The 21,462-nt window shown below is 59.0% G+C and carries 13 protein-coding genes and 10 pseudogenes; 15 read left to right on the top strand and 8 right to left on the bottom strand.

Annotation, left to right across the window (positions count from 1 at the left end):
• Window positions 1-550: 550 nt before the first annotated feature.
• The gene (locus tag C8D77_RS36240; RefSeq protein WP_109672672.1) at window positions 551-1,411 is read left to right on the top strand and encodes a site-specific integrase; all 861 of its coding nucleotides are present in this window, start codon (window positions 551-553) and stop codon (window positions 1,409-1,411) included.
• 73 nt (window positions 1,412-1,484) lie between these two features.
• Here C8D77_RS36240 and C8D77_RS36235 read toward each other — a convergent pair.
• The 4 genes and pseudogenes from C8D77_RS36235 to C8D77_RS36220 all read right to left on the bottom strand — a co-directional run.
• Window positions 1,485-1,846 (bottom strand): annotated as a pseudogene (locus C8D77_RS36235) (transposase); the annotation flags it as partial.
• 180 nt (window positions 1,847-2,026) lie between these two features.
• The gene (locus C8D77_RS36230; RefSeq protein ID WP_170136921.1) at window positions 2,027-3,517 is read right to left on the bottom strand and encodes a M81 family metallopeptidase; all 1,491 of its coding nucleotides are present in this window, start codon (window positions 3,515-3,517) and stop codon (window positions 2,027-2,029) included.
• A 389-nt stretch (window positions 3,518-3,906) separates the two neighbouring features.
• Window positions 3,907-4,035: pseudogene (locus tag C8D77_RS38655) on the bottom strand (ABC transporter permease); the annotation flags it as partial.
• Between the two features lie 72 nt (window positions 4,036-4,107).
• Window positions 4,108-4,325, bottom strand: a pseudogene (locus C8D77_RS36220) (ABC transporter permease subunit); the annotation flags it as partial.
• A 400-nt stretch (window positions 4,326-4,725) separates the two neighbouring features.
• Between C8D77_RS36220 and C8D77_RS36215 the strand changes: the two are divergent.
• The 8 genes and pseudogenes from C8D77_RS36215 to C8D77_RS36175 all read left to right on the top strand — a co-directional run bounded on the left by C8D77_RS36215 (window position 4,726) and on the right by C8D77_RS36175 (window position 13,798).
• Window positions 4,726-5,106 (top strand): GNAT family N-acetyltransferase, encoded by a 381-nt coding sequence (locus tag C8D77_RS36215; RefSeq protein WP_109672668.1) that lies wholly within the window; start codon window positions 4,726-4,728, stop codon window positions 5,104-5,106.
• Window positions 5,107-5,753: 647 nt separating this feature from the next.
• A pseudogene (locus tag C8D77_RS39185) lies at window positions 5,754-6,240 on the top strand (GNAT family N-acetyltransferase).
• Between the two features lie 599 nt (window positions 6,241-6,839).
• Window positions 6,840-8,432, top strand: a complete 1,593-nt coding sequence (locus C8D77_RS36200; RefSeq protein WP_109672661.1) for an ABC transporter substrate-binding protein — start codon at window positions 6,840-6,842, stop codon at window positions 8,430-8,432.
• 3 nt (window positions 8,433-8,435) lie between these two features.
• Window positions 8,436-9,377, top strand: a complete 942-nt coding sequence (locus C8D77_RS36195; RefSeq protein WP_109672659.1) for an ABC transporter permease — start codon at window positions 8,436-8,438, stop codon at window positions 9,375-9,377.
• A gap of 1 nt (window position 9,378) precedes the next feature.
• Window positions 9,379-10,260, top strand: coding sequence for an ABC transporter permease (locus tag C8D77_RS36190; RefSeq protein ID WP_109672657.1), 882 nt, complete (start codon window positions 9,379-9,381; stop codon window positions 10,258-10,260).
• A gap of 7 nt (window positions 10,261-10,267) precedes the next feature.
• Window positions 10,268-11,269: an ABC transporter ATP-binding protein gene (locus C8D77_RS36185; RefSeq protein WP_425453807.1), complete on the top strand. Its 1,002-nt coding sequence runs from the start codon at window positions 10,268-10,270 to the stop codon at window positions 11,267-11,269.
• Window positions 11,266-12,372 (top strand): ABC transporter ATP-binding protein, encoded by a 1,107-nt coding sequence (locus C8D77_RS36180; RefSeq protein WP_245951974.1) that lies wholly within the window; start codon window positions 11,266-11,268, stop codon window positions 12,370-12,372. Before C8D77_RS36185 ends, C8D77_RS36180 begins: the two co-directional genes overlap by 4 nt.
• Window position 12,373: 1 nt before the next feature.
• Complete coding sequence (locus C8D77_RS36175) at window positions 12,374-13,798, top strand: CapA family protein (protein WP_109672653.1); 1,425 nt, start codon at window positions 12,374-12,376, stop codon at window positions 13,796-13,798.
• Window positions 13,799-13,969: 171 nt separating this feature from the next.
• On the opposite strand, the pseudogene C8D77_RS36170 reads toward C8D77_RS36175, so the two are convergent.
• Window positions 13,970-14,251: pseudogene (locus C8D77_RS36170) on the bottom strand (IS5/IS1182 family transposase); the annotation flags it as partial.
• A gap of 71 nt (window positions 14,252-14,322) precedes the next feature.
• Between C8D77_RS36170 and C8D77_RS36165 the strand changes: the two are divergent.
• Window positions 14,323-15,355 (top strand): annotated as a pseudogene (locus C8D77_RS36165) (IS110 family RNA-guided transposase).
• A 285-nt stretch (window positions 15,356-15,640) separates the two neighbouring features.
• Here C8D77_RS36165 and C8D77_RS36160 read toward each other — a convergent pair.
• A pseudogene (locus tag C8D77_RS36160) lies at window positions 15,641-16,711 on the bottom strand (IS5 family transposase); the annotation flags it as partial.
• A gap of 137 nt (window positions 16,712-16,848) precedes the next feature.
• Here C8D77_RS36160 and C8D77_RS37945 point away from each other — a divergent pair.
• From C8D77_RS37945 to C8D77_RS38645, 4 genes and pseudogenes are all read left to right on the top strand, one after another.
• Window positions 16,849-17,271, top strand: a complete 423-nt coding sequence (locus C8D77_RS37945) for an aspartate/glutamate racemase family protein (RefSeq protein ID WP_109672651.1) — start codon at window positions 16,849-16,851, stop codon at window positions 17,269-17,271.
• 42 nt (window positions 17,272-17,313) lie between these two features.
• Window positions 17,314-17,830 (top strand): annotated as a pseudogene (locus C8D77_RS36150) (aminotransferase class IV); the annotation flags it as partial.
• A 449-nt stretch (window positions 17,831-18,279) separates the two neighbouring features.
• Window positions 18,280-18,774, top strand: coding sequence for a transposase (locus C8D77_RS38650; RefSeq protein ID WP_245951973.1), 495 nt, complete (start codon window positions 18,280-18,282; stop codon window positions 18,772-18,774).
• A gap of 74 nt (window positions 18,775-18,848) precedes the next feature.
• Window positions 18,849-19,154, top strand: a complete 306-nt coding sequence (locus C8D77_RS38645; protein ID WP_245951972.1) for a hypothetical protein — start codon at window positions 18,849-18,851, stop codon at window positions 19,152-19,154.
• A gap of 513 nt (window positions 19,155-19,667) precedes the next feature.
• Here C8D77_RS38645 and C8D77_RS38185 read toward each other — a convergent pair.
• Window positions 19,668-19,739, bottom strand: a pseudogene (locus C8D77_RS38185) (transposase); the annotation flags it as partial.
• 522 nt (window positions 19,740-20,261) lie between these two features.
• On the opposite strand from C8D77_RS38185, the gene C8D77_RS36125 reads away from it, so the two are divergent.
• On the top strand, window positions 20,262-21,263 hold the full coding sequence (locus C8D77_RS36125) for a D-alanine--D-alanine ligase family protein (RefSeq protein ID WP_109672647.1): 1,002 nt from the start codon (window positions 20,262-20,264) through the stop codon (window positions 21,261-21,263).
• Window positions 21,264-21,274: 11 nt separating this feature from the next.
• Here C8D77_RS36125 and C8D77_RS36120 read toward each other — a convergent pair.
• Window positions 21,275-21,364: pseudogene (locus tag C8D77_RS36120) on the bottom strand (IS5/IS1182 family transposase); the annotation flags it as partial.
• Between the last annotated feature and the right edge of the window lie 98 nt (window positions 21,365-21,462).

Below are 21,462 nucleotides of genomic sequence, written 5' to 3'. Positions count from 1 at the left end.
CTTGGCGAAAACTCCTCACGCAACCTGAGACAATAAACTCCATCGGGATGCGGGACTGGGCACACGTCGGTCAATCAAAATGACCGTTGGTATTACTACGCCCTCTGCTGACTCCTGCATCACGGTCAGGTCACCTTGCGGTTCCCTCAGTTCCGAAGTCGGAACATGACGCAGGCCTCCCCAGGTAAGTTCAATCGCCTTCCCCGCGCACCTGCCGGATCTACAGCCCTGCCCTTTGATGGATATGGACTTCGCGACACGTTGCCCGCTCGTCCGGCCAGGGATGCCTCATATCCGGTTTCTGTTCGTCAGGTCGCGGTTTTGCTCCACGCTTCCTTCAGACACACCACCTCGCGGTAATGCCCTTGCGCTTTGCTAAGTCTTCACCTCCATCAGGTTGGCTAGGGGACTTTCACCCCCAGGCGGTTGAACATGCTGGGCACACAACGAAGCCGCTGACGCGGCATTTGGCGGGTCGGTTTGCGGGTGAAGCTTCTGTTTTAGAGGATTGCGGCTGTTGAAGCGCAATCTTGAGAACAGGAGCAATAAAATGGCTGAGTTGAGCCCGCTTCGCCGGCGCATGATCGAGGATTTGACGATCCGTAATCTGTCGCCGGCCACGCAGCGATCCTACGTGCATGCCGTGGCGAAGTTTTCGCGCTACTTTGGCCGTTCGCCGGACCGGCTCGGTCTGGAGGACGTCCGCGCCTTCCAAGTTCATCTGGTGTCGACCGGAATCTCGTGGCCAGCGCTGAACCAGACGGTGTGCGCGCTGCGGTTCTTCTACGGCGTGACGCTGGGCCATGCCGAGATTCCGGAGCGGATCGTCTATGCTCGCTCGCCACGCACGCTGCCGGTGGTGTTGAGCGCCGACGAGGTCGTCGCCTTCCTGGAGGCGGTGCCGAGCCTGAAGAGCCGTACGGCGCTGACGACGGCCTACGCAGCAGGTCTTCGCGCCTCGGAGACTGTCGGGCTGAAGGCCGGCGACATCGACAGCGGTCGCGGGGTGATCCGTGTCGAGCATGGCAAGGGCGGCAAGGACCGCACCGTGATGCTGTCGGCGCAGCTGCTGCGTATCCTGCGGGTCTACTGGCGTCTGGCGAAGCCGCAGGGCTGGCTGTTTCCCGGCCGAGACGCCAATCGGCCCATCGACGTGCAGGTGCTGTATTCGGCCTGCCGCTCGGCGCGAGCCGCCGCCGGCATCGACAAGCGCGTGACGGTCCACACGCTCAGGCACAGCTTCGCCACGCATCTGCTCGAGAACGGCACCGATATCCGCATCATCCAGGTGCTGCTTGGCCACAACAATCTTTCCTCGACGGCGCGCTACACCAAGGTCTCGAACGGCCTCATCCGGCGCACGACGAGCCGGCTCGAACGGCTGAACATCGAAGTCGTGCCGCCGGGCTGACCGGTCCCGCCCATGTCGGCGAGACTGGAGGTGGCGGATATCTTCCGCCGCCATGGCGAGGCGTATCGACAGGCCGGGCCCCTGCAGCTTGGGCCTGAGGGCGGATAACGGTCGCGTCGATCATCAGCCATTCCAAAATCGGGATCGCTGCTGATCGCTTCGAACATGCGGTCGAACACGCCCGCTTCGATCCAGCGGTAGTAACGTCGCTTTGCCCTCTGATGCGGACCAAACCGCTCTGGCAGATCGCGCCAGCGTGCCAGAGCGAGCCATCAACAAAAGCGCATCGAAGAAGCGCCGGCCATTGCTACGAGGGCCGCGCTTGCCCTTGCGTCCGCCCGGCACAAACGGCTCGATCTGCTCCCACTGACCGCCGCGTGGGACCTCACCTTCCAAAGCCGACCTCCAAAAGTCAGCCTTGAATCTGATTTGCATCGCAATGGGAATCCCAAGCCGTTAAATTGTCACTACAGCCCAACGCTTGGTGCCGGCGCGCCGCCCGTCGAAGTCGCCCCATCCCCCATGTTTTCTCTCGCTCGCTGCGAAACTGCCGATGTAGCGCAGTTTCTGACAAACTTTGCTCTGGCATGGACAGCCAATTTAATTCCCCGTATCCTAGAGTTTGATGTCGTCAAGTGGCCAGATCGGACGGCGGACATGGCACAATCTTGACAGCAGTTCCGAGCCCAACATCCCACCCCCGTCCACCATGAGCACTTCGCGCGCGATCGGTTCGAAGGCCGCACGGAAATGATGAGACGACTTTAGCGCGATAGTCGCGCAGTGAAACGGGTCCACGCCAAGAGAGGTAAGTTGCGCAAGGTCGACTCCTTGGCAGTTTCGCGAAATTACCGCGACTTCGATGCCGCCCACACGGAGCATCAGGCTCGGCCCGAAGCTGTTCCACACGCCTCCGCCAAGAAACGAAGGACCATAGCAGCGGAAATGTCCGCTAGTTATTGACACCACCTGCCCTTCGACTTCGAGCGGTCCACCGCCCATCTCAGGGGCATGCTTGCCACCAAGAACGATCCGCCCCCTGTTCCCCACACCGATGGCGATGCCGGCCTGAACCGCCGCAGGATCGAAGATCGCATGGAAGGCGGCGTTCTGGAGGTCGGCTGCGATCATAACTCGCAGCAAATCCGTAGCGTCTCCGTATGCACCGCCGCCCGGATTGTCGCTGTTATCAGCGAGCACTAAGGGCTTTTTGGCATGCAATTCGCCAGATTTTGCTTGCTCCACTGCTTGGGCAGCGGTGGCTGATGTCCAAGGGGAGGAGACAAACTCACGTGTCTCCCATGCGTAATCCATAAATTCCTCTGCAATGCGCTGCGCCGCGGTGGTATCGCCATCGGCAGTAACGGTGACGCTGGGCCCGACATCGTAGATGTCGCTCAGTTCGAATCCAGCGCAGACGCTGACTACCAGTGCCTTTCCGGAGGCCTCCAACGCCTCGCCGCGGTTGATCAGCTCGCGCATCGGGCCTACCTGAGTACGCCCGCCATCGAGACCATACACCATCGGGCGCTTGGCGATGACCGTGCGGGGGCGAATCTCACCGCGCAGAGCGCGGTCGAGCAGTTCTGCGCCCTGCCAGGCGCGTTCATAATAGTCAATATGAGGATACGTCCGTACTGCAATCAGCGCTGAGGCGTTTGCCGCCATCTTTGCCGTGACGTTGGCATGCAGGTCGAGCGTAGCGACGATCGGCGCGTCCGGCCCGAGCACAGTACGCAGTCGTGCAAGGATCTCGCCTTCCGGGTCTTCGCAGCCCTCGGCAACCATAGCCCCATGCAACTCGAAGAGCGCTCCATCGCAGCCTTTGGCCCCTGTAAGGAACCAGTCGCAAAGCTGCTCAAATGTTTCCCCCGTCACTCTGCCCCCTGCGTCCGCAAAGGCGACGAGTGGATGAGACAGCGTCCAGCCGAATTTCTCTGCCGCCTCGAATGTAGCGCCCAGTGAAGTGTGCGTACCGCGCAACGCCGGCGGAATCTCATCGCCCAGCAGCAATCCCGAGACCCGGAAATGTTCGAGCGTGGTCGGTATTTTGTTGAAGGTGTTTGTCTCCTGGTTGATGTAGCCAGTCAGGATGCGGTAGCCCATGAGAACCTCTTCGATGAATGGCGCCCGAGACATGATGGGTCCGGGGGAGGGAAACTTTTGACGTTAGATTTCCGTATCGTCTTTTCGACAACAATGGCTGATTGTTGTACTACCCAAGACAGGAAGGTTTGTGCCGAAAAGTATCGTTTGTTGAAATGCTAGCTTCGGAAACTGGGGCGGTTTGAAATGAGATACCCTGCTAGGCCGATACCGAGGGAAAAAGCACTTGCAAAAAATGCAAACCTTGCGGACCTTTTTTAAAGGAGGGGTCTCTATGCCCACTGAATATCCAGCTGTCATGTCGCCCCCCGAGGGTGTGAGGCATCCTCACGGGCGGCTCGTTCCCAGCCTATCTTTCTCGCTAGGAGCTGGGTCGCGCGGTCGCGATGGGGGATCGATATTAGGCCATCCATGATCCGCATGACGATATTATCAAAGCTGCGGCTGTAGGCGGCGATGACGCCGATCAGAGCCCTGGCAAGAGCCGCGCATGCCGCCGATAGCAATCCGACCATGAGAGGCGGAGAAGATCCGATAGCTGCAGCCGACCCATCGGCACGGCTTCAACTGGTGCGGAGATGAGCGTCATATCAGTACCGGATCCGTGGATCGATCAGCGTAAAGGCCAGATCGACCGTGAGGTTGATAAAGACGTACAGACCCGAAGTCAGGATGAGCACGCTCTGGATTATGGGAAGTCGCGGTTGTTGATCGCATCGACGACCAGACGACCGATACCGGGTATGTTGAACACCGTTTCCGTAAGAACAACCCCGCCGATCAGATAGACGAAGCTTATGCCGATGAGCCGTCAGCGTCAGTAGCCAGCTCGCCTGAAACTGTCAGTGCGGGCCTTAGCGCGCCGGTCCTTCAAACAACGTGACAGCCCCGTGCGGCCTATCGGGTCGCAGCCTTGTCGAGCCAACGTGACCCGAAGCGACGGCCAACGCGCTGTAGGCCTTTGCCGGCCGCAATCTTCAAGCGCAGCATTGAGGCGCCATCCTGCTTCTGGAAAACGATCCGATTACCGTCTGCGTCCATGACGGCAACCCTCAGGGTCTTCAGACTTTCGTCCTTGCTTTGGTGAGCACGGCTTCAATCATGCGATGTAAGTTATGCACGGCGGCAGAGCGCCTATTCATGGACGAGTCAACCGCGCCGGTGCTCGATCCCGGACGCGGGAGGTCAAGAAGGGCTTCTTCTGAGCAATCGCCTCCGATGACCGCGGCTATCTTCACGAATGGGAAACCTGCGGTTATGGATTCTGGGTGGTCTATGAACGAGATGACAATGGCGACTTGCGCTTCGTGGGGCGGTCCGGGCTGCGCCGATTCGACGACAAAGCCCTTGAAGTCGGATGCATCTTGTTTGGAGCCCGGTGCGGTCAGGGGATTGGTCCTGAAAGCTCTAAGCCAGTGATCGAATTCGCCTTGGCAACCCAACCTATCGATCGGTTGGTCTCTTTCATACCCCCAATGAATATACGATCTCTCAGAGCGAGAACCCGACAAGGCTTTACCCACTTTGGGTCCGTTGTCGTTGATGGAACGAACTACCAGTTCTTGGAATTTCGCCGTCCGCCTCAGTAATGCGCAGGAAACTGGTGGGCTTCGGGCTCAAAGTTTGACCGGGTCAGGGTGCCAGGCCAAATGTCGTGGTCCTGCCTCCTTGAAGAGGTATCATAAGAACCGTACCATAACGCGGACGTTTGCTGCGCGATCGATTAATAGCGGTGCGAGCCAACAGGTCAGGATTATGCAATCTACCCGGACGAAGCGCGCAAGGTGCACGCCAACATTCTGAACAAGCGGCGAAAACGGCGACCTGGAGCGCTACTGGACCGGCTTCGCCCTGTGCGAGGAGTCCCAGGCGACCAACCGCGGCATCCAAGGGAAAGCTGAAACCGCTGACATCCTGTACCGGCCAGGCGAAACCAAAGTCAACTGAGCGCGGAACGCGATGAGCACCACTAGCGGCGACGAGGTCACCATACGCGCCCTCTCAAAATTCTTCACCCTTGGCGGTTGTCAGCTTGCCGTGCTGAGGACGCTCAACCTCGGGTCGGGGATCGTGTGGGGATACGATATGATTCACGAAAGTGTCCAAACAGTAATGGATGAGTTTGACCGATGAAGCTGATGACAGAACGTCTCAACCGCGGCCTTGGGAGAGACAAAGACAGGATCCCAATGGCACGAATTTACGGTGATGCGGACGAAGACGCTTCCATCCTAAAGTGCTGACGGTCGAGGAAGCCAATGTCAGTACCGACCTTGCGATCGAGCGTGCCCGGACCAACGGTTTTGATTTTCAGGCGGCGGAGATGAAGGGCAGCGGCGAGTTTATCGGTATGATCGGGCTCGCCGTCCTCGCTGAGGCCATGCAGGCGGGACTTCCCAGCCATCGGAGCGTCGAAATAGGATGTTTTCTTGCAAAAGAGCATTGGGGCCAAGGACTCGCCGGAAGGTGCGCGGGCATGGCTCGACTACGCCTGGTCAATCGGTCTGCCGGAGGTCGCAGCCTTCACAGCCAGGGAGAACGCGCCGAGCCAAAGGGTCATGGAGAAGATCGGCATGATTTATGATCCCGGGAGCGATTACGAGAACCCGGAACTCGGCGAGAGCCATTGGTTGCGGCCTCAAGTGGTATACCGGAAGCAGAATCCAAACTTTTCGAGCGGCGTCCCATCATTGGCCACGGTGATGTCGTCGTTCTCAATGTGACGACTACGAGGTCCGGTTGTTTTGAACCGCGCATGTACCCATCGGCCAAGGTGAGCGCATAATGACAGAGTCGCTCCGGCGAGATCAATTGCGGCCGAAATTGTTGGAGCGACGCGGTGAGCCGACGCAGAGGCTGGCGATAAATTGGGTCGAGGTAGCCAAAAAATGGTCAAACTCCATGTGCGAGATATGCGACGTGACAGATGGCAGGGCGCGCCTTTGCGCTTATCTGCATAGGCCGCCAAGTCACGGCTTACCCCCCGGGATCCGAGGGCAAAGCGCGTCTCGATCCAGGCGTCGAGATCCACGTTAATGGCAGAAGGTGGCGACATGGCTTAACGCGTCGAGTGGGTTTCAGACGGTCTGCAGACGAGCCGCCGATTGGTGTCCCAAGAGGCCAAGACATTTCAGACAACGCAGCTTTGCGCGGCTCGCATTTCAGCAGTGGGCCAATTTTGACGCAAATTGTCCCACCCAAGTGGTAGCATCCGCTAGATGCAGCCGTCCAAGTGACGAGAAGAGAGACCATCGATTGTTGCATCGGCAGACCCAATAAGGGCGGCTTAACCGTGCCAGCAGCTAAATAGGGGAACAAAAAAATGACGATCTCGCGACGCAATCTCTTCAGGGCGGGTATCGCCGCCGGGGCGGCTTTATCGATCCCTTCCGTTCTGCGGGCGCAGACGGTACCGGTCGACGCTCGGACGGTACGCATGATGAACTGGGGCGTACCGAGTGTATTCGATCCCGTCATTACGACTTCTCAAGACACCACCGACCACGCTGCGGCGATCTACGACACGCTGTTCGCGCTTGATTCCAAATTCGTGCCTCAGCCGCAAATGGTGGGGAAATGGGGCGTCTCCGACGACAAAAAAACCTATACGTTCGAACTCCGCGATGGCCTGGGCTGGCACGATGGCACTCCCGTCACCGCGGCGGACTGTGTGGCGTCCATCCGTCGTTGGGCCCAAATTCGACCCGGGGGCCAATTTATGATGGCACGTGTTCAGGACATTTCGAAGAAGGATGATAAGACTTTTGCCATTGCGCTTAAGGAGCCACTGGGGCTTCTCCCCAGTTTATTGGCGGATATTCTCTACATAATGCGGGAGAAGAACGCGGATACGCCTGCAACAGAAGCAGTGACCACCAACATCGGATCGGGACCGTTCAAGTTCAATGAATCGCTCTTCAGGCCGGGTGCTAGCTTAACTTACGACCGCAATGAACAGTATGTACCGCGCCCGGAGCCAGCTGACGGATTGGCCGGCGGGAAGATCGTCAAGGTCAATCGCGTAATTCTGGAAAATATTCGCGATGCGCAGACCGCTGTAGCAGCTCTCCAAGCAGGTGAGATTGACCTGTACACACAGCCACCTGCCGATCTTTTTTCAGTGATCGAGAGTGATCCAAATCTCGTGCTTCTGCCGCTGTATAAGCATGGTCATGACTTTTTTCTCCGCATTAATTGCTTGCAAAAGCCGTTCGACAACGTCAAGGCGCGCCAGGCGATGCTTCACCTGGTCGATCAAGAAGCGTTTCTACAAGTTCTTTCCTCCGACCCGAAGTACACGAATACTGTCACGTCATGGTTTGGCAGCGGTAATCTCGCAACTAACGATGAGAATACGGGATGGTTCAAGAAGGGAGGCGACCCGGAAAAGGCGAAGCAGCTCTTCAATGAGGCAGGATATGCTGGCGAAAAAGTTGTCATTCTGCAGCCAACGGACTGGGCAGACGGCAGTAACACTTCGCAGATTCTGGCAGGTGCTCTACGAAAGATCGGGATTAATGTCGAGCTTGCAGCAAGCGACTGGGCCGGGGTTTCCGCGCGCCGATCAAAAAAAGAGGCCGTCGAGGAGGGAGGCTGGAGCATCTTCATAACAAGCGACACCGACTTCTCCCGTAGTCAGCCTATGACTGTAGCGCATCTCTCGATGAATGGGGAGAAAGCATGGTACGGCTGGCCACAGAGCGAAGAGTATGAGGCCCTCCGTGCCAAATGGGCCGATCTTGATGCGGTGGATGAGCGCAAGGCTCTGGCCCGCAAAATGCAGGCAATTGCATGGGATTATGTGTCCGAGGTTCTTCTGGGCCAATTTACGGCGCCGATCGCACACCGCAAGATACTTACTGGTATCATCGGCATGCCTGACATCCTCCCGCTGTGGAACATGGAAAAAGCCTGAGCGATGGCTGGTTTCATCTTCCGCAGACTGGTTTCGACCATCGCCGTCATGGCGATGGTCGGGATTTTCGTATTTCTACTTCTTAGGCTGGCGCCGGGCGATCCGGCGGCCATGATAGCCGGCAGGTCGGCCACGGCGGAGATGATCGCCGGCATCCGTGAAAAGCTGGGCCTGAACGATCCCATGCCGGTTCAGTTCATACGTTGGGTGCGCGACATGCTCGGCGGTGATTTCGGCACCTCGATCTTTGCTGGACGACCGGTGCTCGAACTGATCTCGCAACGGCTTGAGCCGACCCTTTCCCTATCGATCCTGACGATGATCCTTTCGGTGACGGTCGGAGTTTCCTTCGGTATCCTCGCTGCGTGGAGAACTGGCGGGCTCGTCGACCGCCTCCTTGCGGCCTTTTCGGCACTTGGTTATTCCGTCCCGGTCTTTGTCATCGGTTATTTCTTCATATACTTCTTCGCCTTCAGGATGCACTGGCTGCCGGTGCAGGGATACGTCCCGATCGAGGGCGGGTTCAGACCTTGGTTTGTGCACCTGATCCTGCCCACCGTGGCTTTAGGTTTTGGCTACATTGCATTTATCGCGCGGGTTACGCGGGCGAGCATGCTTGAGGTGCTGTCGGAAGACTATATGCGAACGGCTGCGGCCAAGGGCGCATCGTCCTATGCAATGCTTTTCCACCACGCTCTGAAGAATGCCGGCGTCCCCATCCTGACTGTCATAGGCATAAGCTTCGCCTATCTGATCGGCGGCGTCGTCCTCACGGAAACGGTCTTCAACATACCCGGCATCGGTCGTCTGGTCGTGGATGCGATCAACAATCGCGACTATCCCATCATCCAGAGCGTGCTCATCCTGACTTCGGGTCTGTACGTCCTTATCAACCTCACGGTCGATCTGGCCTACACGCTGATCGATCCCCGTATCCGGTACTGATATGAACCTCCTCTCCACACCTGTCGAAGCCGTGCCGATGAGGCAGCTGCGGCTATCCGATGTTCCCCGTCTGGGAAGGCGGCACCCGCTGGTCCTGGTCGGCGGCGGCCTGTTGGCGGTCCTGAGCATTCTGGCAATCGCCGCCCCGCTTTACGCCGGCGATGCAGTGAACATGGATCCGTTCAAGCGCCTCCAGCCCCCGTCCGCCGAGATGTGGTTCGGGAGCGACAATCTGGGCCGGGACGTGTTTGCGCGAACCATCTTCGGCGCCCGAATCTCCCTCATGGTCGGATTGCTGTCAGCGGCATGCGCGGCTCTTGCCGGGGCTCTGATCGGGGTCATCGCCGGCTACAGCCGCAGCTTCGACAATGTCGTCATGCGGGTCATGGACGGCCTGATGTCGATCCCGACGATTCTGCTGGCCATTGCGCTCATCTCTCTGACAGGACCCGGAATCGGCATCCTCATCGTCGCCATCGCGATCCCCGAGACACCAGCCGTCGCGCGGCTGGTTCGTTCTGTGGTTCTGGGGGTTCGCGAGCGTCCCTACGTGGAGGCCGCGCTCTGCGGCGGTGCGCGACTGCCCAAGGTGCTGTGGCGGCATATCCTGCCGAGCACCATTCCGGCGCTCATGGTCCAGGGCGCTACCGTCTGCGCCAGCGCGATCCTGACGGAGGCGGGGCTGAGCTTCCTTGGCGTGGGCGTGCCGCCCGAGATTCCGAGCTGGGGTAACATGATCGCCAGTTCGCGCCTGTATCTCGCCATCGCCCCATTGACGATCTTTGCCCCCGGTATCTGCCTTGCCGTCACAGTCCTTGCCGTCAATCTTCTCGGCGACGGCCTGCGCGACATGTTCGATCCCCGCTCAAAGCGGAGACGCTGACATGCTGATGCGAGAATCTATAGAAGAGGATGTGCTGCTCGACATTCGCGACCTTGAGACGCACTTCTACGGCGAGGAAAGCGTCACCCGCGCCCTCGGTGGCATCAGCTTCCAGGTGAAGAAAGGCGAAACGCTCGGCGTCGTCGGCGAATCCGGATGCGGGAAGAGCGTCACCGCTCTCTCCATCCTTCGCCTGCTGCCGAAGCTGTCCGCCAGGACGGTCGGCGGCGAAATCCGCTTTCACGGACGCGACATCCTTGAGCTGTCCGATCGGGAGATGCGAAAGATCCGCGGCGACCAGATCGCCATGATCTTCCAGGAGCCGATGACGAGCTTGAACCCGGTCTATACGGTCGGCCACCAGATCGCCGAGGCGGTGCAGATCCATACGAAAGCGTCTCGCTCGGTTGCGATGGAAAAGGCCGAAGAGATGCTCCGTCTCGTCCGCATCGCGGACCCCGAGCGTCGCGTCAACAACTATCCGCATGAACTATCGGGTGGGATGCGCCAGCGCGCCATGATCGCCATAGCCCTGGCCTGCTCACCGGAACTGTTGATTGCCGACGAGCCGACGACGGCGCTCGATGTCACAATCCAGGCGCAGATCCTGCGGCTCATCGTCGACCTGAAAGAGCGCACTGGAACGGCCGTGATGTTCATCACGCATGATCTAGGCGTTGTCGCCGAGACATGCCAACGCGTGATCGTGATGTATGCTGGCCGGATCGTAGAACAAGCGAACGTGATAGATCTGTTTGCGCGTCCCGCGCACCCCTACACCCAGGGCCTCATGCGATCGGTGCCGGATCGGCGGCGCGGCCGACAGCGCCGCCTTCCAGAAATTCCCGGGATCGTGCCAAACCTGCGCGAGCCCATCGTCGGATGCAGCTTTGCGCCGCGCTGCCCGTTCGCGATCGACATTTGCCGCGACAAGACACCCATTCTGCGTGATGTCGGATCGAGCCACGCCGCAGCTTGCTGGCGCGCCGAAGAGGTGATGGGCGTATGAATGGTCCTCTGCTGAAAGTCGAGAATCTGACCAAGCACTACCCGCTTGGCTCAGGAATCTTTAAGAAAAGCATTCCGGTGATCCGAGCGGTGGAGGATGTATCCTTTTCCGTCGAGGCCGGCGAGACGCTGTGCATCGTCGGCGAATCCGGCTGCGGCAAGTCGACTGTGGCGCGGCTCTTGATGCGGCTCGTGGCGCCAACGGCTGGCCGCGTGCTGATCGACGGAACCGACATTGCGGGCCTCAAGAAGGACGCCCTTCACTCCTGGCGCCGTCGGATGCAGATGGTCTTTCAGGATCCCTACTCGTCGCTGAACCCGCGTCTGACGGCCGGACAGATCATCACCGAACCCGTGGAGAATTTCGAGCGCCTCAGCCGGAAGCAGCGCCATGCACTCGCCGCGGACCTTCTCCGAAAGGTCGGAATGTCGCCGGAGATGATGCACCGGCTCCCTTCCGAATTGTCGGGCGGTCAGCGCCAGCGTCTCGGCATTGCACGCGCCCTGTCGCTCAACCCCTCTGTCATCATCGCCGACGAAGCGGTGTCAGCCCTTGACGTCTCCGTGCAGGCGCAGATTCTGAATTTGCTTCTGGATCTCCAGCAGCAGATGGGCATCGCCTTCGTCTTCATCTCGCATGATCTCGGCGTTGTGGAGCATATCGCGCATCGCGTCGCTGTCATGTATCTGGGGCGGATCGTGGAGCTTGCCCCGAGCGAGGCGCTGTTCGCCAAGCCAGTCCATCCCTACACCGAGGCGCTGATCGCGGCAGCTCCGGTGCCCGACCCGATGCGGGTTCGGCTGGAGGCGCCCGTTGAGGGCGAGGTGCCAAGCCCGATCAACCCGCCAAAAGGGTGCGCGTTTCATCCGCGCTGTCCGCTCGCCGTCGAGCGTTGCCGCATCGACGTGCCGCCTTTGGTGCCGATGGCAGATGGGCGCGTCGTGGCATGTCATGTGCGCGCTCCGGCTACAGACATCCCAGGACAGCTGGCTGAAGCGAGCGGTTATCCGCCTGCTAGTCTGGCTCGGTTCCGATCCGGCATAGGATACCCGAAGGCACAAATATTGCGACAGGTGCAACATCCACGCGAAGCAGGAGATTGATATGGATACTCAGGAACATGGCCACCCTGCCATCCTGCGAGATGGGGGCTTTGATACGGTGGGTTCAATCGAAACGAACGTTGCAGACGGTTTCACCGTGGCTGCAACCGGCGACCTTCTTTACGCGCGGCCCGTAACAAATGGCTATTATCCGGGCTTTGCCGAGGTTCTTAGGCTGTTCGACGGTGCTGACGTCAAGTTCGGCAACTTGGAAACCAACATCTTGGACGTTCATTCTAAGGGCTGCCCGCAGGCCGAGTACGGCGGTGCGTATTTGATCGGTGCTTCGGAATTGGGACCTGACTTAAAGGCCATGGGCTTCAACATGGTCAGTCGGGCGAACAACCATACCCTTGACTGGGGCGTCGAAGGTATGCGCGAGACGACTCGGGCGCTTGATGAGAACGGGATCGTTCATGCAGGTGCGGGCGAGAATCTCGCTCAGGCCCGCGCCGCCCGTTTTTTGGAGACCCCTCGGGGTCGGGTAGCGTTGGTGTCGTTTGCAACGACATTCGAGCCTATGGCTCGTGCCTGCGACCCGGCCGGTGAGGCGCCAGGTAGACCAGGACTCAACCCCCTTCGCTTGGCAAGAAGCATAGTAGTTCCGCCGGAGATACTTGAGAACTTGAGGCAGGTGCGCGAGATGCTTCCTTGGTATGCACCTCCCCCGAAAGATCCATCCCGTGTAGCAATTGGCGAGACAGTCTTCGAAGTGGGGGACAGACCAGGATACAGCTTTAAACCCAATCCGCGCGACGTTGACGGTATTCTGCACAACGTGCGTCGCGGTAAGCAGCTGTCTGATTTCTGTATCGCCACGAATCACGGGCACGAGCCGGAGGAATTCACCAACCAACCGCCGGATTATGAACAAACATTTGCACGGAAGACCATCGATGCCGGAGCAGATGCATATATAAATCACGGGCCGCATCATGTTAGGGGGATCGAAATCTACAAAGATCGGCCCATCTTTTACGGCTTGGGGAATTTCTTCAACCAAGACCTGAGAACACCGGTCGGGGCTGACATGTTCGACGCACACGGTAAGGATCCGCGGATCGATACGGATGCGGACGTAACAGCTCATGAAATGGCAATAGGCTATCCGTATCCAGAAGGATTCGTACCACTCTCCGCCTCGGTTTACTATGAAAGCGTCATCATCGTGGGCCGTTTCGAGGAAAACCAGCTTGCTGAATTGAGACTCTATCCAATCGAGCTTCGTCGCTCGGAAAGGTTAGCTAATCGAGGAGTGCCACGCCTGGCGCCCGCGCCGCAAGCAAAGGCCATTCTGGAACGGCTACAGAAGCTCTCGAAGCCGTTCGGCACCAATGTCGAGATCGAAAACGAGGTTGGAGTGATCCGAGTACGGGCCAACTCGGCGCGTCCGGTATGTACCGATACAGCACTGCCCCCCATCTAATGCGAGGTGAGGACGACGGGATGGGAGCTGCCGTAGAATAAGGATAGAGTGCCACCATGGCCGCGCATCCCAATTGGCCGACTTCGCCTTGGATGCTGATCCCCTTTCTTTGATGCCTAACGGCGTTTCGGCGGTAGAATCCAAGGTAGTCGACCGTGAACAATCCGGGTCCTAAGCCGTAAGCTGCTTCGGCCGGATGTGAAGCGCAGCGATCAAGAGCCACAAAAATTGCTTCAGCCAAGTGAGCAGGAGGGAGAAGTTGTAGCCGGCGGCCGCCAGGATGGCGTTGATCGCATCGCCCTGGGCATGGGCGAGGTAATTGCGACCCATTCTATGTTCGCTCTTGATGTGGCCGATCACCGGCTCGACAGCCGATCGTAGTCGCATCTGGCGCTTGATGGCCGGTGTCACGCGGCGCTTCTGACCGGCGGTGAAGACCCTGAACTTGTTGGAGTGGACGGCTCCCAACGGCATCGAATGTGCCAGAATGAGTTCGTTGAAATCTCAATCGAGGGAGACCGTCCGTGGAACAGATTATCCGAATTGGTATGGATACGTCAAAGAGCGTTTTCCAATTGCATGGTGTGAATGCAAGCGAGCAGCCGGTTCTTCGCAAGAAGCTGTCGCGCAGGGAAATGGTGAAATTCTTCGAGAAGACGCCGCCGACCACTATTGCGCTTGAGGCGTGCGGCGGTTCGCATCACTGGGCGAGATTGCTTAGCTCGTTCGGTCACGAGGTGAAGCTCATCGCGCCGCAATTAGCAAAGCCTTATGTCAAGCGCGGCAAGAACGACGCGGCGGATGCAGAAGCATTGTGTGAGGCGATGAGCCGGCCGACGATGCGCTTTGTGCCGGTGAAGACCGCCGATCAGCAGGCAGGTTTGATGCTCGTCGGTGATCCGCAATCGCACCCAGCTTTCCAATGTTATCCGGGGTTTTGCCATGGAGTTCGGTATCATCGCGGCCAAGGGCATGTGCCGGATCGAACCGTTGTTGGAGCGCATCGCTGCTGACAAGTCTTTGCCGGAACTGGCCCGCGAGCTCTTCGCCATGCATGGTGAGGAATATCGCGATCTACTTGCCGAGATCAAAACTGTCGACGAAAAGCTGATGGCCTTGCATCGTGCTGATGAATGCAGCAAACGGCTGGCGGAAATCCCCGGTGTCGGACCGATCGGCGCCTCGCTTTTGATGATGAAGGCGCCGGACCCGACGATGTTTAAATCCGGACGTGATTTTGCCGCCTGGATTGGTCTGACCCCAAGAGATCATTCGACGGCCGGCAAAGTCAGGCTCGGTGTGATCACCCGTGCTGGCGATGAGATGTTACGAAGCGTGCTGGTGGTGGGTGCCACTTCTCTTCTTCAACAAATCAGAACCGGTCGAAGTAAACACGCCTCCGGCTGGCTCCTTGAGTTGCTCCAACGCAAGAAGCCGAAGTTGGTTGCGGTGGCGCTAGCCAACAAGATCGCCCGGATCGCTTGGAAGCTGATGATGAGCAGGGAAGCGTACCGAAGACCCCAAGATATCCCGCAGGCCACAGGGCTGGCAGCATAAGAGATCGGCCATCACGGTGGAGCAGAGAATGAACGCTACCGTGCTGAGCTGATGCCGCGAACTTGCAAGAGAAAAGCAGATGGTGCGATCGATCGATCCGAGACGCGTGAAACTCCGTCAAAGCCACTGGCCCTTAAAGGTCGATAACTTGTTTGGAACGCGCGTCGCGGAAACCATCTTGGCCAGTGGTCATGTGCGACCACACAGAAAGGCCGCACATATGGACGCAAGCGATCCGATCAAAAATATCTGCAGAAAACACTTGCAAGCGGGAGCCGTCCACATATGGCTTTGCGGCGCGTTGTGGCCGCGGTAGCCGGCATCGGCGAGGATGCGCTGCGTTTCGGATCCGATGATCCGTTGCATGTCCGGGATGACCGTTGCCAGGGTATGGCCGTCATAGGGGTTCCCGGCGAGCGCCATGGCGTGCAGGGCGAACTGACCGCCCTTTGAGCGCATGAGCGTCGTCGCCACGGACACCTTCACCCCGAACTCGTAGGGCGCGTGCGCTTTGCCCTTACCGATGCACTCGACCTCCGGCGCATGCAGGCTCCAGATCTTGCGGCCGCGCTGGCGCTGCCTGTGCTCCAGAATGGTCGAGGCCTGGTAGAGCGGCCAGCGGAAGATGGCCTCGAGCGCCGCCTCGTCGGTGATCTGGCGGGAGATGTCCCGGATGGTGCGCCCCAGATAGGTCCTGAGCCTGCGCAGGGCTTTGTTGGCCCGCTTGAACTGTTTGGCATGGGCGTAGCGCTGATACATGATCAGCGCCCGCTTGCCGACCCGGACATAGGACTGGCGCAGGTCGAGCCCGGCCTTCCTGGCCAGGCGAACGAGCCGCTCGCGGGCGCGATGAAAGAGCTTGGCGTCGGTCGGGAACATGACGTTCTTGGGCTGCACGGTGGTGTCAACGATGACCCGGCGCGTATCCTGCGGCTTCATTGCCCCGGTCTTGACGGCGACCGCCAGGCTTTCCTGCAGCAGGGCTGCAATCCGCTCCTCGCCCATGCGGCTCCGCCAGCGCGTCATCGAGGAGCGGTCGAACGGCAGCTCGTGGCGGAAGAACTCCTCGCTGCACAGGTACTGGAAGTACGGGTTCTCGATCCAGCGCGCACACAGCACCTCGTCCGACAGGTTGAAGGTGTGCTTGAGGATGGCGAGCCCGGCCATCAGCCGGGTCGGCAGCGGTGGCATTCCTGGCCCGTCGCAATAGACCTCGCCGAAGCGCGCCTCCAGCACCGGCCAGTCGATGGTGCGGGCCAGCCGCACCAACTCGTGGTTCATGTTGAGGATCTGATCAAGGCGGGCGCGGAACAGATCCTGTTCTCCCGCCTCGCGCCGTTCGCGTGGTCTGCCCATCGCCTGGCTCCGATTCACTGCGATGAAAGCAGTGAATCACGCTTCGCCAAGCAGGGACGCAAACTGGAATTGCAAGAAAACTATCCACAAACTGGCCGTTACCTGCAATTCCGAAATCTGCCAATCGGCCGATTCCTATGGAATATCAGCAGCTTCCGAATTCTTCACGGTCGACAAGGTATTCGGTCGGCACCAGCGGCGGGCTCCCTGCGTCCGCCGGTAGTATCCATAGGACTTCGAGGTTTGTTATGTCGCCAAAAACGGTCGGAATCATCGGCGGCCTCGGTCCCATGGCCACGGTCGCCTTCATGAATTCGGTTCTGGAGTATACGCCGATAAAGAGCAATCGCGACCATCTGCACATGATCGTCGAGTGGAATCCCAAGGTTCCTGATATTAACTCGGCCGTTCTCGGCACCGGGCCGAGTCCGGCCGCAGCACTTGCCGCGAGCGGCAGACGCCTCGAAACAGCTGGCGCCGATTTCATCGTTATGGTTTGCAATGCTGCCCACGTTTATGAGGACGAATTGCGACGGGGCAGTTGCGATTCCCTTCATTAGCATGATCGATGCGACAGTGAGAACAATCCGATCCGATACAAGGAGCAACTCGCGCGCGGTCTGCACATCGCAATCAGCGACACTGTGCGCATGCCGCCGACCTCGGTTGATCCAGCAATCAAGAATTGCCACTGGCTGGACCTCGTGCAGGGGCTGCTCGAGGCATATGACTATGGCGCGGAAACAGCGTTAATTGTTGACACCAGCGGCAACATTGCCGAGGGACCCGGCTTCAATGTGTTCGCCGTTAAGGACCGGCCGTCTAAAAACAACGCCGGCAAACAGCGTCCTGCCCGGCATAACCCGTCAAACGGTGTTCGACCTCTGCGGTGAGCTGGGCCTGTCTGCCACAGCTGGCGACCTTGGGTGTGGCGAGCTTAAAGCCGCTGACGAGGTGTTTATCGCCTCTACCGCCGGCGGGATCATGCCGGTGACGAAAATCGACGCCGCGTCGATCGGAGACGGAAAAGTCGGGGCCATTACTCGCGAATTAACCAGCCTTTATTGGAAGAAGCACGCGGATCCTAGCTGGTCTACTTTGGTTACCGCCTTAGTTTAATGCAAGATTTCACACGTTGCTGACTTGAGCCGGCTCCTCCTTCGGATCAGGGCGGAAATCAAATGAACTGCTAGGAAAAAACCAGCTGGCTTCTTTACTCTGGTCTTTGGAGAAGCGTCCCGGGGGACGGGACACGTGTTGCGACGATGTGGGACTCTGGGCTGGCCCGTGCATGGGACGAAACGACATCCGTGCCGTATCAGTCGCGCCATTATCGATCTGCTTGTGCTGCGTCACGCCTGGCAACGCGTAGCCTCCAACCGAGGCCGACCACGGCCGGGATCGACGGGATGACCGTGGCCCGCATGCGGAATGGTCTCGGTGAACAACGCTTCCTCGTAGGGCTTCAGGCTGAATAGCGCTCCGATGCATACCGACGTAGCCCTGCGCGGCCCAAGCTTATCCCCAAGGCCGGTAAACGGGGCAAATCCGGCCCCTGGGACATTCCTATGATCAAGGATGGCGTTGTTCACGGCGCGGTCAAGACATTTCTGGAGCCGATCATCGAGGCGCAGCTTTGGCAGGTGTTTAAGCCCGGACGGAGTACGTGCCCGCATGCCGATCTGTTCAATCGTCGGGGTCGCGCCTGGCTCGAGCGGCAGGTGCTTCCCGATGACGAGCGGGCCGCTATCGCTCGCCACATCCGCGAGATCGACCGCCTGGCCGAGGATCTGGCCGACCTCGATCGGGACATCGCCCGGGAAGCGATTGATGATGTGCAAGTCCGGCGGCTTCAGACGATCACCGGCGTGAATGCCATCGTCGCGAGTGGTATCATCGCCGCCGTCGGCGACATCCGGCGGTTCCGCGAACCGCAGAAGCTGGTGAGCTACTTCGGCCTCAATCCTCGTGTGCGTCAATCCGGTCTTGGCTTGGCGCAATACGGCTGGATCAGCAAACATGGGCGTTCCCATGCCCGCGCCATGCTGGTCGAGGCCGCCTAGGCGGCGGCGAAGGCGCCCGGACCGCTCAGGGCTTTCTTCGCATCCGCAACAAGCGCGGCCATCAGGTCGCAGCCGTGGCGCCCGCCCGCAAGCTCGCCGTGTTGATCTGGCATCTGCTGACAAAGGAGCAGGACTACTTCTGGGCTCGCCCGGCGCTGGTGGCGGCAAAGCAGAGGCAGCTCGCTCTCAAGGCTGGCGCGCCAGGCGAGCGCTGTGTCGGTCGCCGCGGTTCGGCTTACGCCTACAACGTGAAGGAGTTGCGAAACAGCGAGAAAGCCGCGGCCGAGAATGCCGAACGTGCCTACGAGCTGATGGTTCGGCATTGGCGGTCACGAGGGCCGAAGCGGCGCACGGACGCCACAAACGAGGAACGACTATAACGGCTGCGTGGCGGCACTCTCATCCTCTCGCACCACTCTTTGCCACGTGGTCGTCCGTGCCGGACAAATATTGCACAAGGAAATGTGGCGGCACGACCGACGCCTCGGTCCGCTCCAGAATGGCGCCGTGCTCGACGGGAAATCCTGTAGGCGGGGGCGAAAAAACAGCTCACCTGAAGCCGAACAAAGAAACGCACAGGAGAGCCGAAATCACGCTTGTCGATGTCATCCGTCGAGTGCAGCTTGGCGCGGTGCTCCTCATTGATCAAACCGAAACGTTGTTCAACCTGCTATCTGCATTTGCCCTGAAATTTGATGGCCCCTGGATTGCGTACTCCTTTCTTGCGCCTGCCGTGGGGCGAAGGATTCCGATAATGGAATTGGCTTCCACGAATTTCACGAGGTCCCTCGCTCGACCGTAGTTGGCAGCCAAGGTCTTTTCATAGCTTCCTGCTGATCGTTCTTAGCCATCGCAATTCGCCAAGGTAGATCGCTCATTCGACGGAGGAAGGACACGCGCAGCCAGAACTTGGCGCCTTCGGTCTGCTCAATCCAGATGCCGAGGATCGCCTTGGCGCCGTCCGCTTGCGCCATCGGGCTGCCGAGGAACCGTTTCTTGCCGAAGATGAAACCCTGAACAACATCGTCGACAGGCCACCGGCAGCGATTGCTCCGATCGGGCTGGGCTTCGCGACAGCCTCACGGACGAGCCGGCTATTTGTCGGCAGGGACAGGATTGCGAGCGCACCAGCGAACGACATCAGGGACATTGAAGCTCTGTTCAATGCCGGTGCTTAAAGCCTAAAGTCAGGCTCAGCCCCGCCGTCACTTGACCCGTGGCAGGATTGCACCGGAAGCCAAGTGAAGACCGGCATCATTCGATGTCCGTGTTGCCGTGTTCAGCTGTTTCCGGTTGAAGACCTCTGTGTTCGGAACCCGACACACTGAGGCGCAAGTTTTCCGCCGTTCCGGCGCGAAACACATAGCTTTCCCCTTTTTGCTCGCACACGATCTTCGATGGCATGCCGCTTGCGTAGGACACAGTGCAGACGAACGACAAGCCTGGCGGTCGAACATAATAGCGAGAAACATGGAAGGAGCAAGGTCATGCGGGTAGCTATCGTGCAGAACTATGATCTTACGGGCGTGATCAACCGATTCGGTCAGCCTTATCTGAAGCAATACTTTCCCGGAGAAGCAGTAGAAAGCCTAGTGGCGGCACTGCAAGAGAGCGGCCACGAGACGCTGGTATGCGAAGGCGATAAGGGACTGCTCACTACTCTCGAGCGCTTCATGCCACCCGATTCGCAAGCCCGCCCTTCGGGAATTGTCTTCAACTTGGCGGAGGGAATTCAGGGCGAGCATCGTTACACGCACGTTCCGGCCATGCTCGAGATGGCCGGCGTTCCGTACACCGGATCAAGCCCACTCGGGCAGGGGGCTGCCAGCGACAAGGTTATCGCCAAGAGACTCATGCGCGACCACGGTGTGCCGACGCCGAATTTTCGCGTGATGACTAGAGGGACCGAGTGTACTGGCGGCTTGCGATTCCCAGTGGTAGTAAAGCCGCGTCTCCAGGAGGCCAGCCGCGGATTGCAGCTCGTACACGAACCCGCTCAGTTGAGGCAGGCCGTGGAATCAATCATCACGCAGTTTGCACAGGATGCGCTCGTTGAAGAATACATCGAGGGGCGAGAAATCACTGCGGCGCTGCTCGGAAACGAAGAGCTTGAGGTGTTCCCTTTGGTGGAGCTGGACTTCGGCGACCGCCAGACGTTTTATACTTACGAAGCGAAGCACATGATCGACGCAGAGCCGCAGACCATTTGCCCGGCTCAAGTCGGGAGCAGTCTTGCGACGATGATACGCGATATTTCGGTAGCGACTTTCCGTGCCTGTCAGTGCCGGGATTATGCCCGTGTCGACCTTCGGATCGATCGCTCCGGTCAGCCCTTTGTCCTGGAGATCAACTCCTTGCCGGCAATTGGTACGACCAACTTTTATTCCCTGGCCGCGAGGGCCGCCGGGCATAGTTACTCGAGTTGGGTCAATCGCATCCTGGATGTAGCCCACACGCGATATTTCGGAATCAAGATCCCTAGGAGGTAGTGACGATTTAACTATCTGAGCCATATCGCGATAGCGGTGAGTTTGACGAAGCCCGTAAAGTTGGCGAGTAGCTTATCGTATCGGGTTGCGACACGGCGGAACTGTGAACCGCACCGGGTTGATCGGAGGCTCCAATTCCTGAGAAGGTGGAGCCATGACAAGCAAGACGACCAACAAGTTCTCTCCCGAAGTCCGGACC

Source organism: Mesorhizobium loti, from assembly GCF_003148495.1.
GTDB classification, from domain to species: Bacteria; Pseudomonadota; Alphaproteobacteria; order Rhizobiales; family Rhizobiaceae; genus Mesorhizobium; species Mesorhizobium loti.
This window is presented reverse-complemented; position numbering and strand designations above follow the sequence as displayed.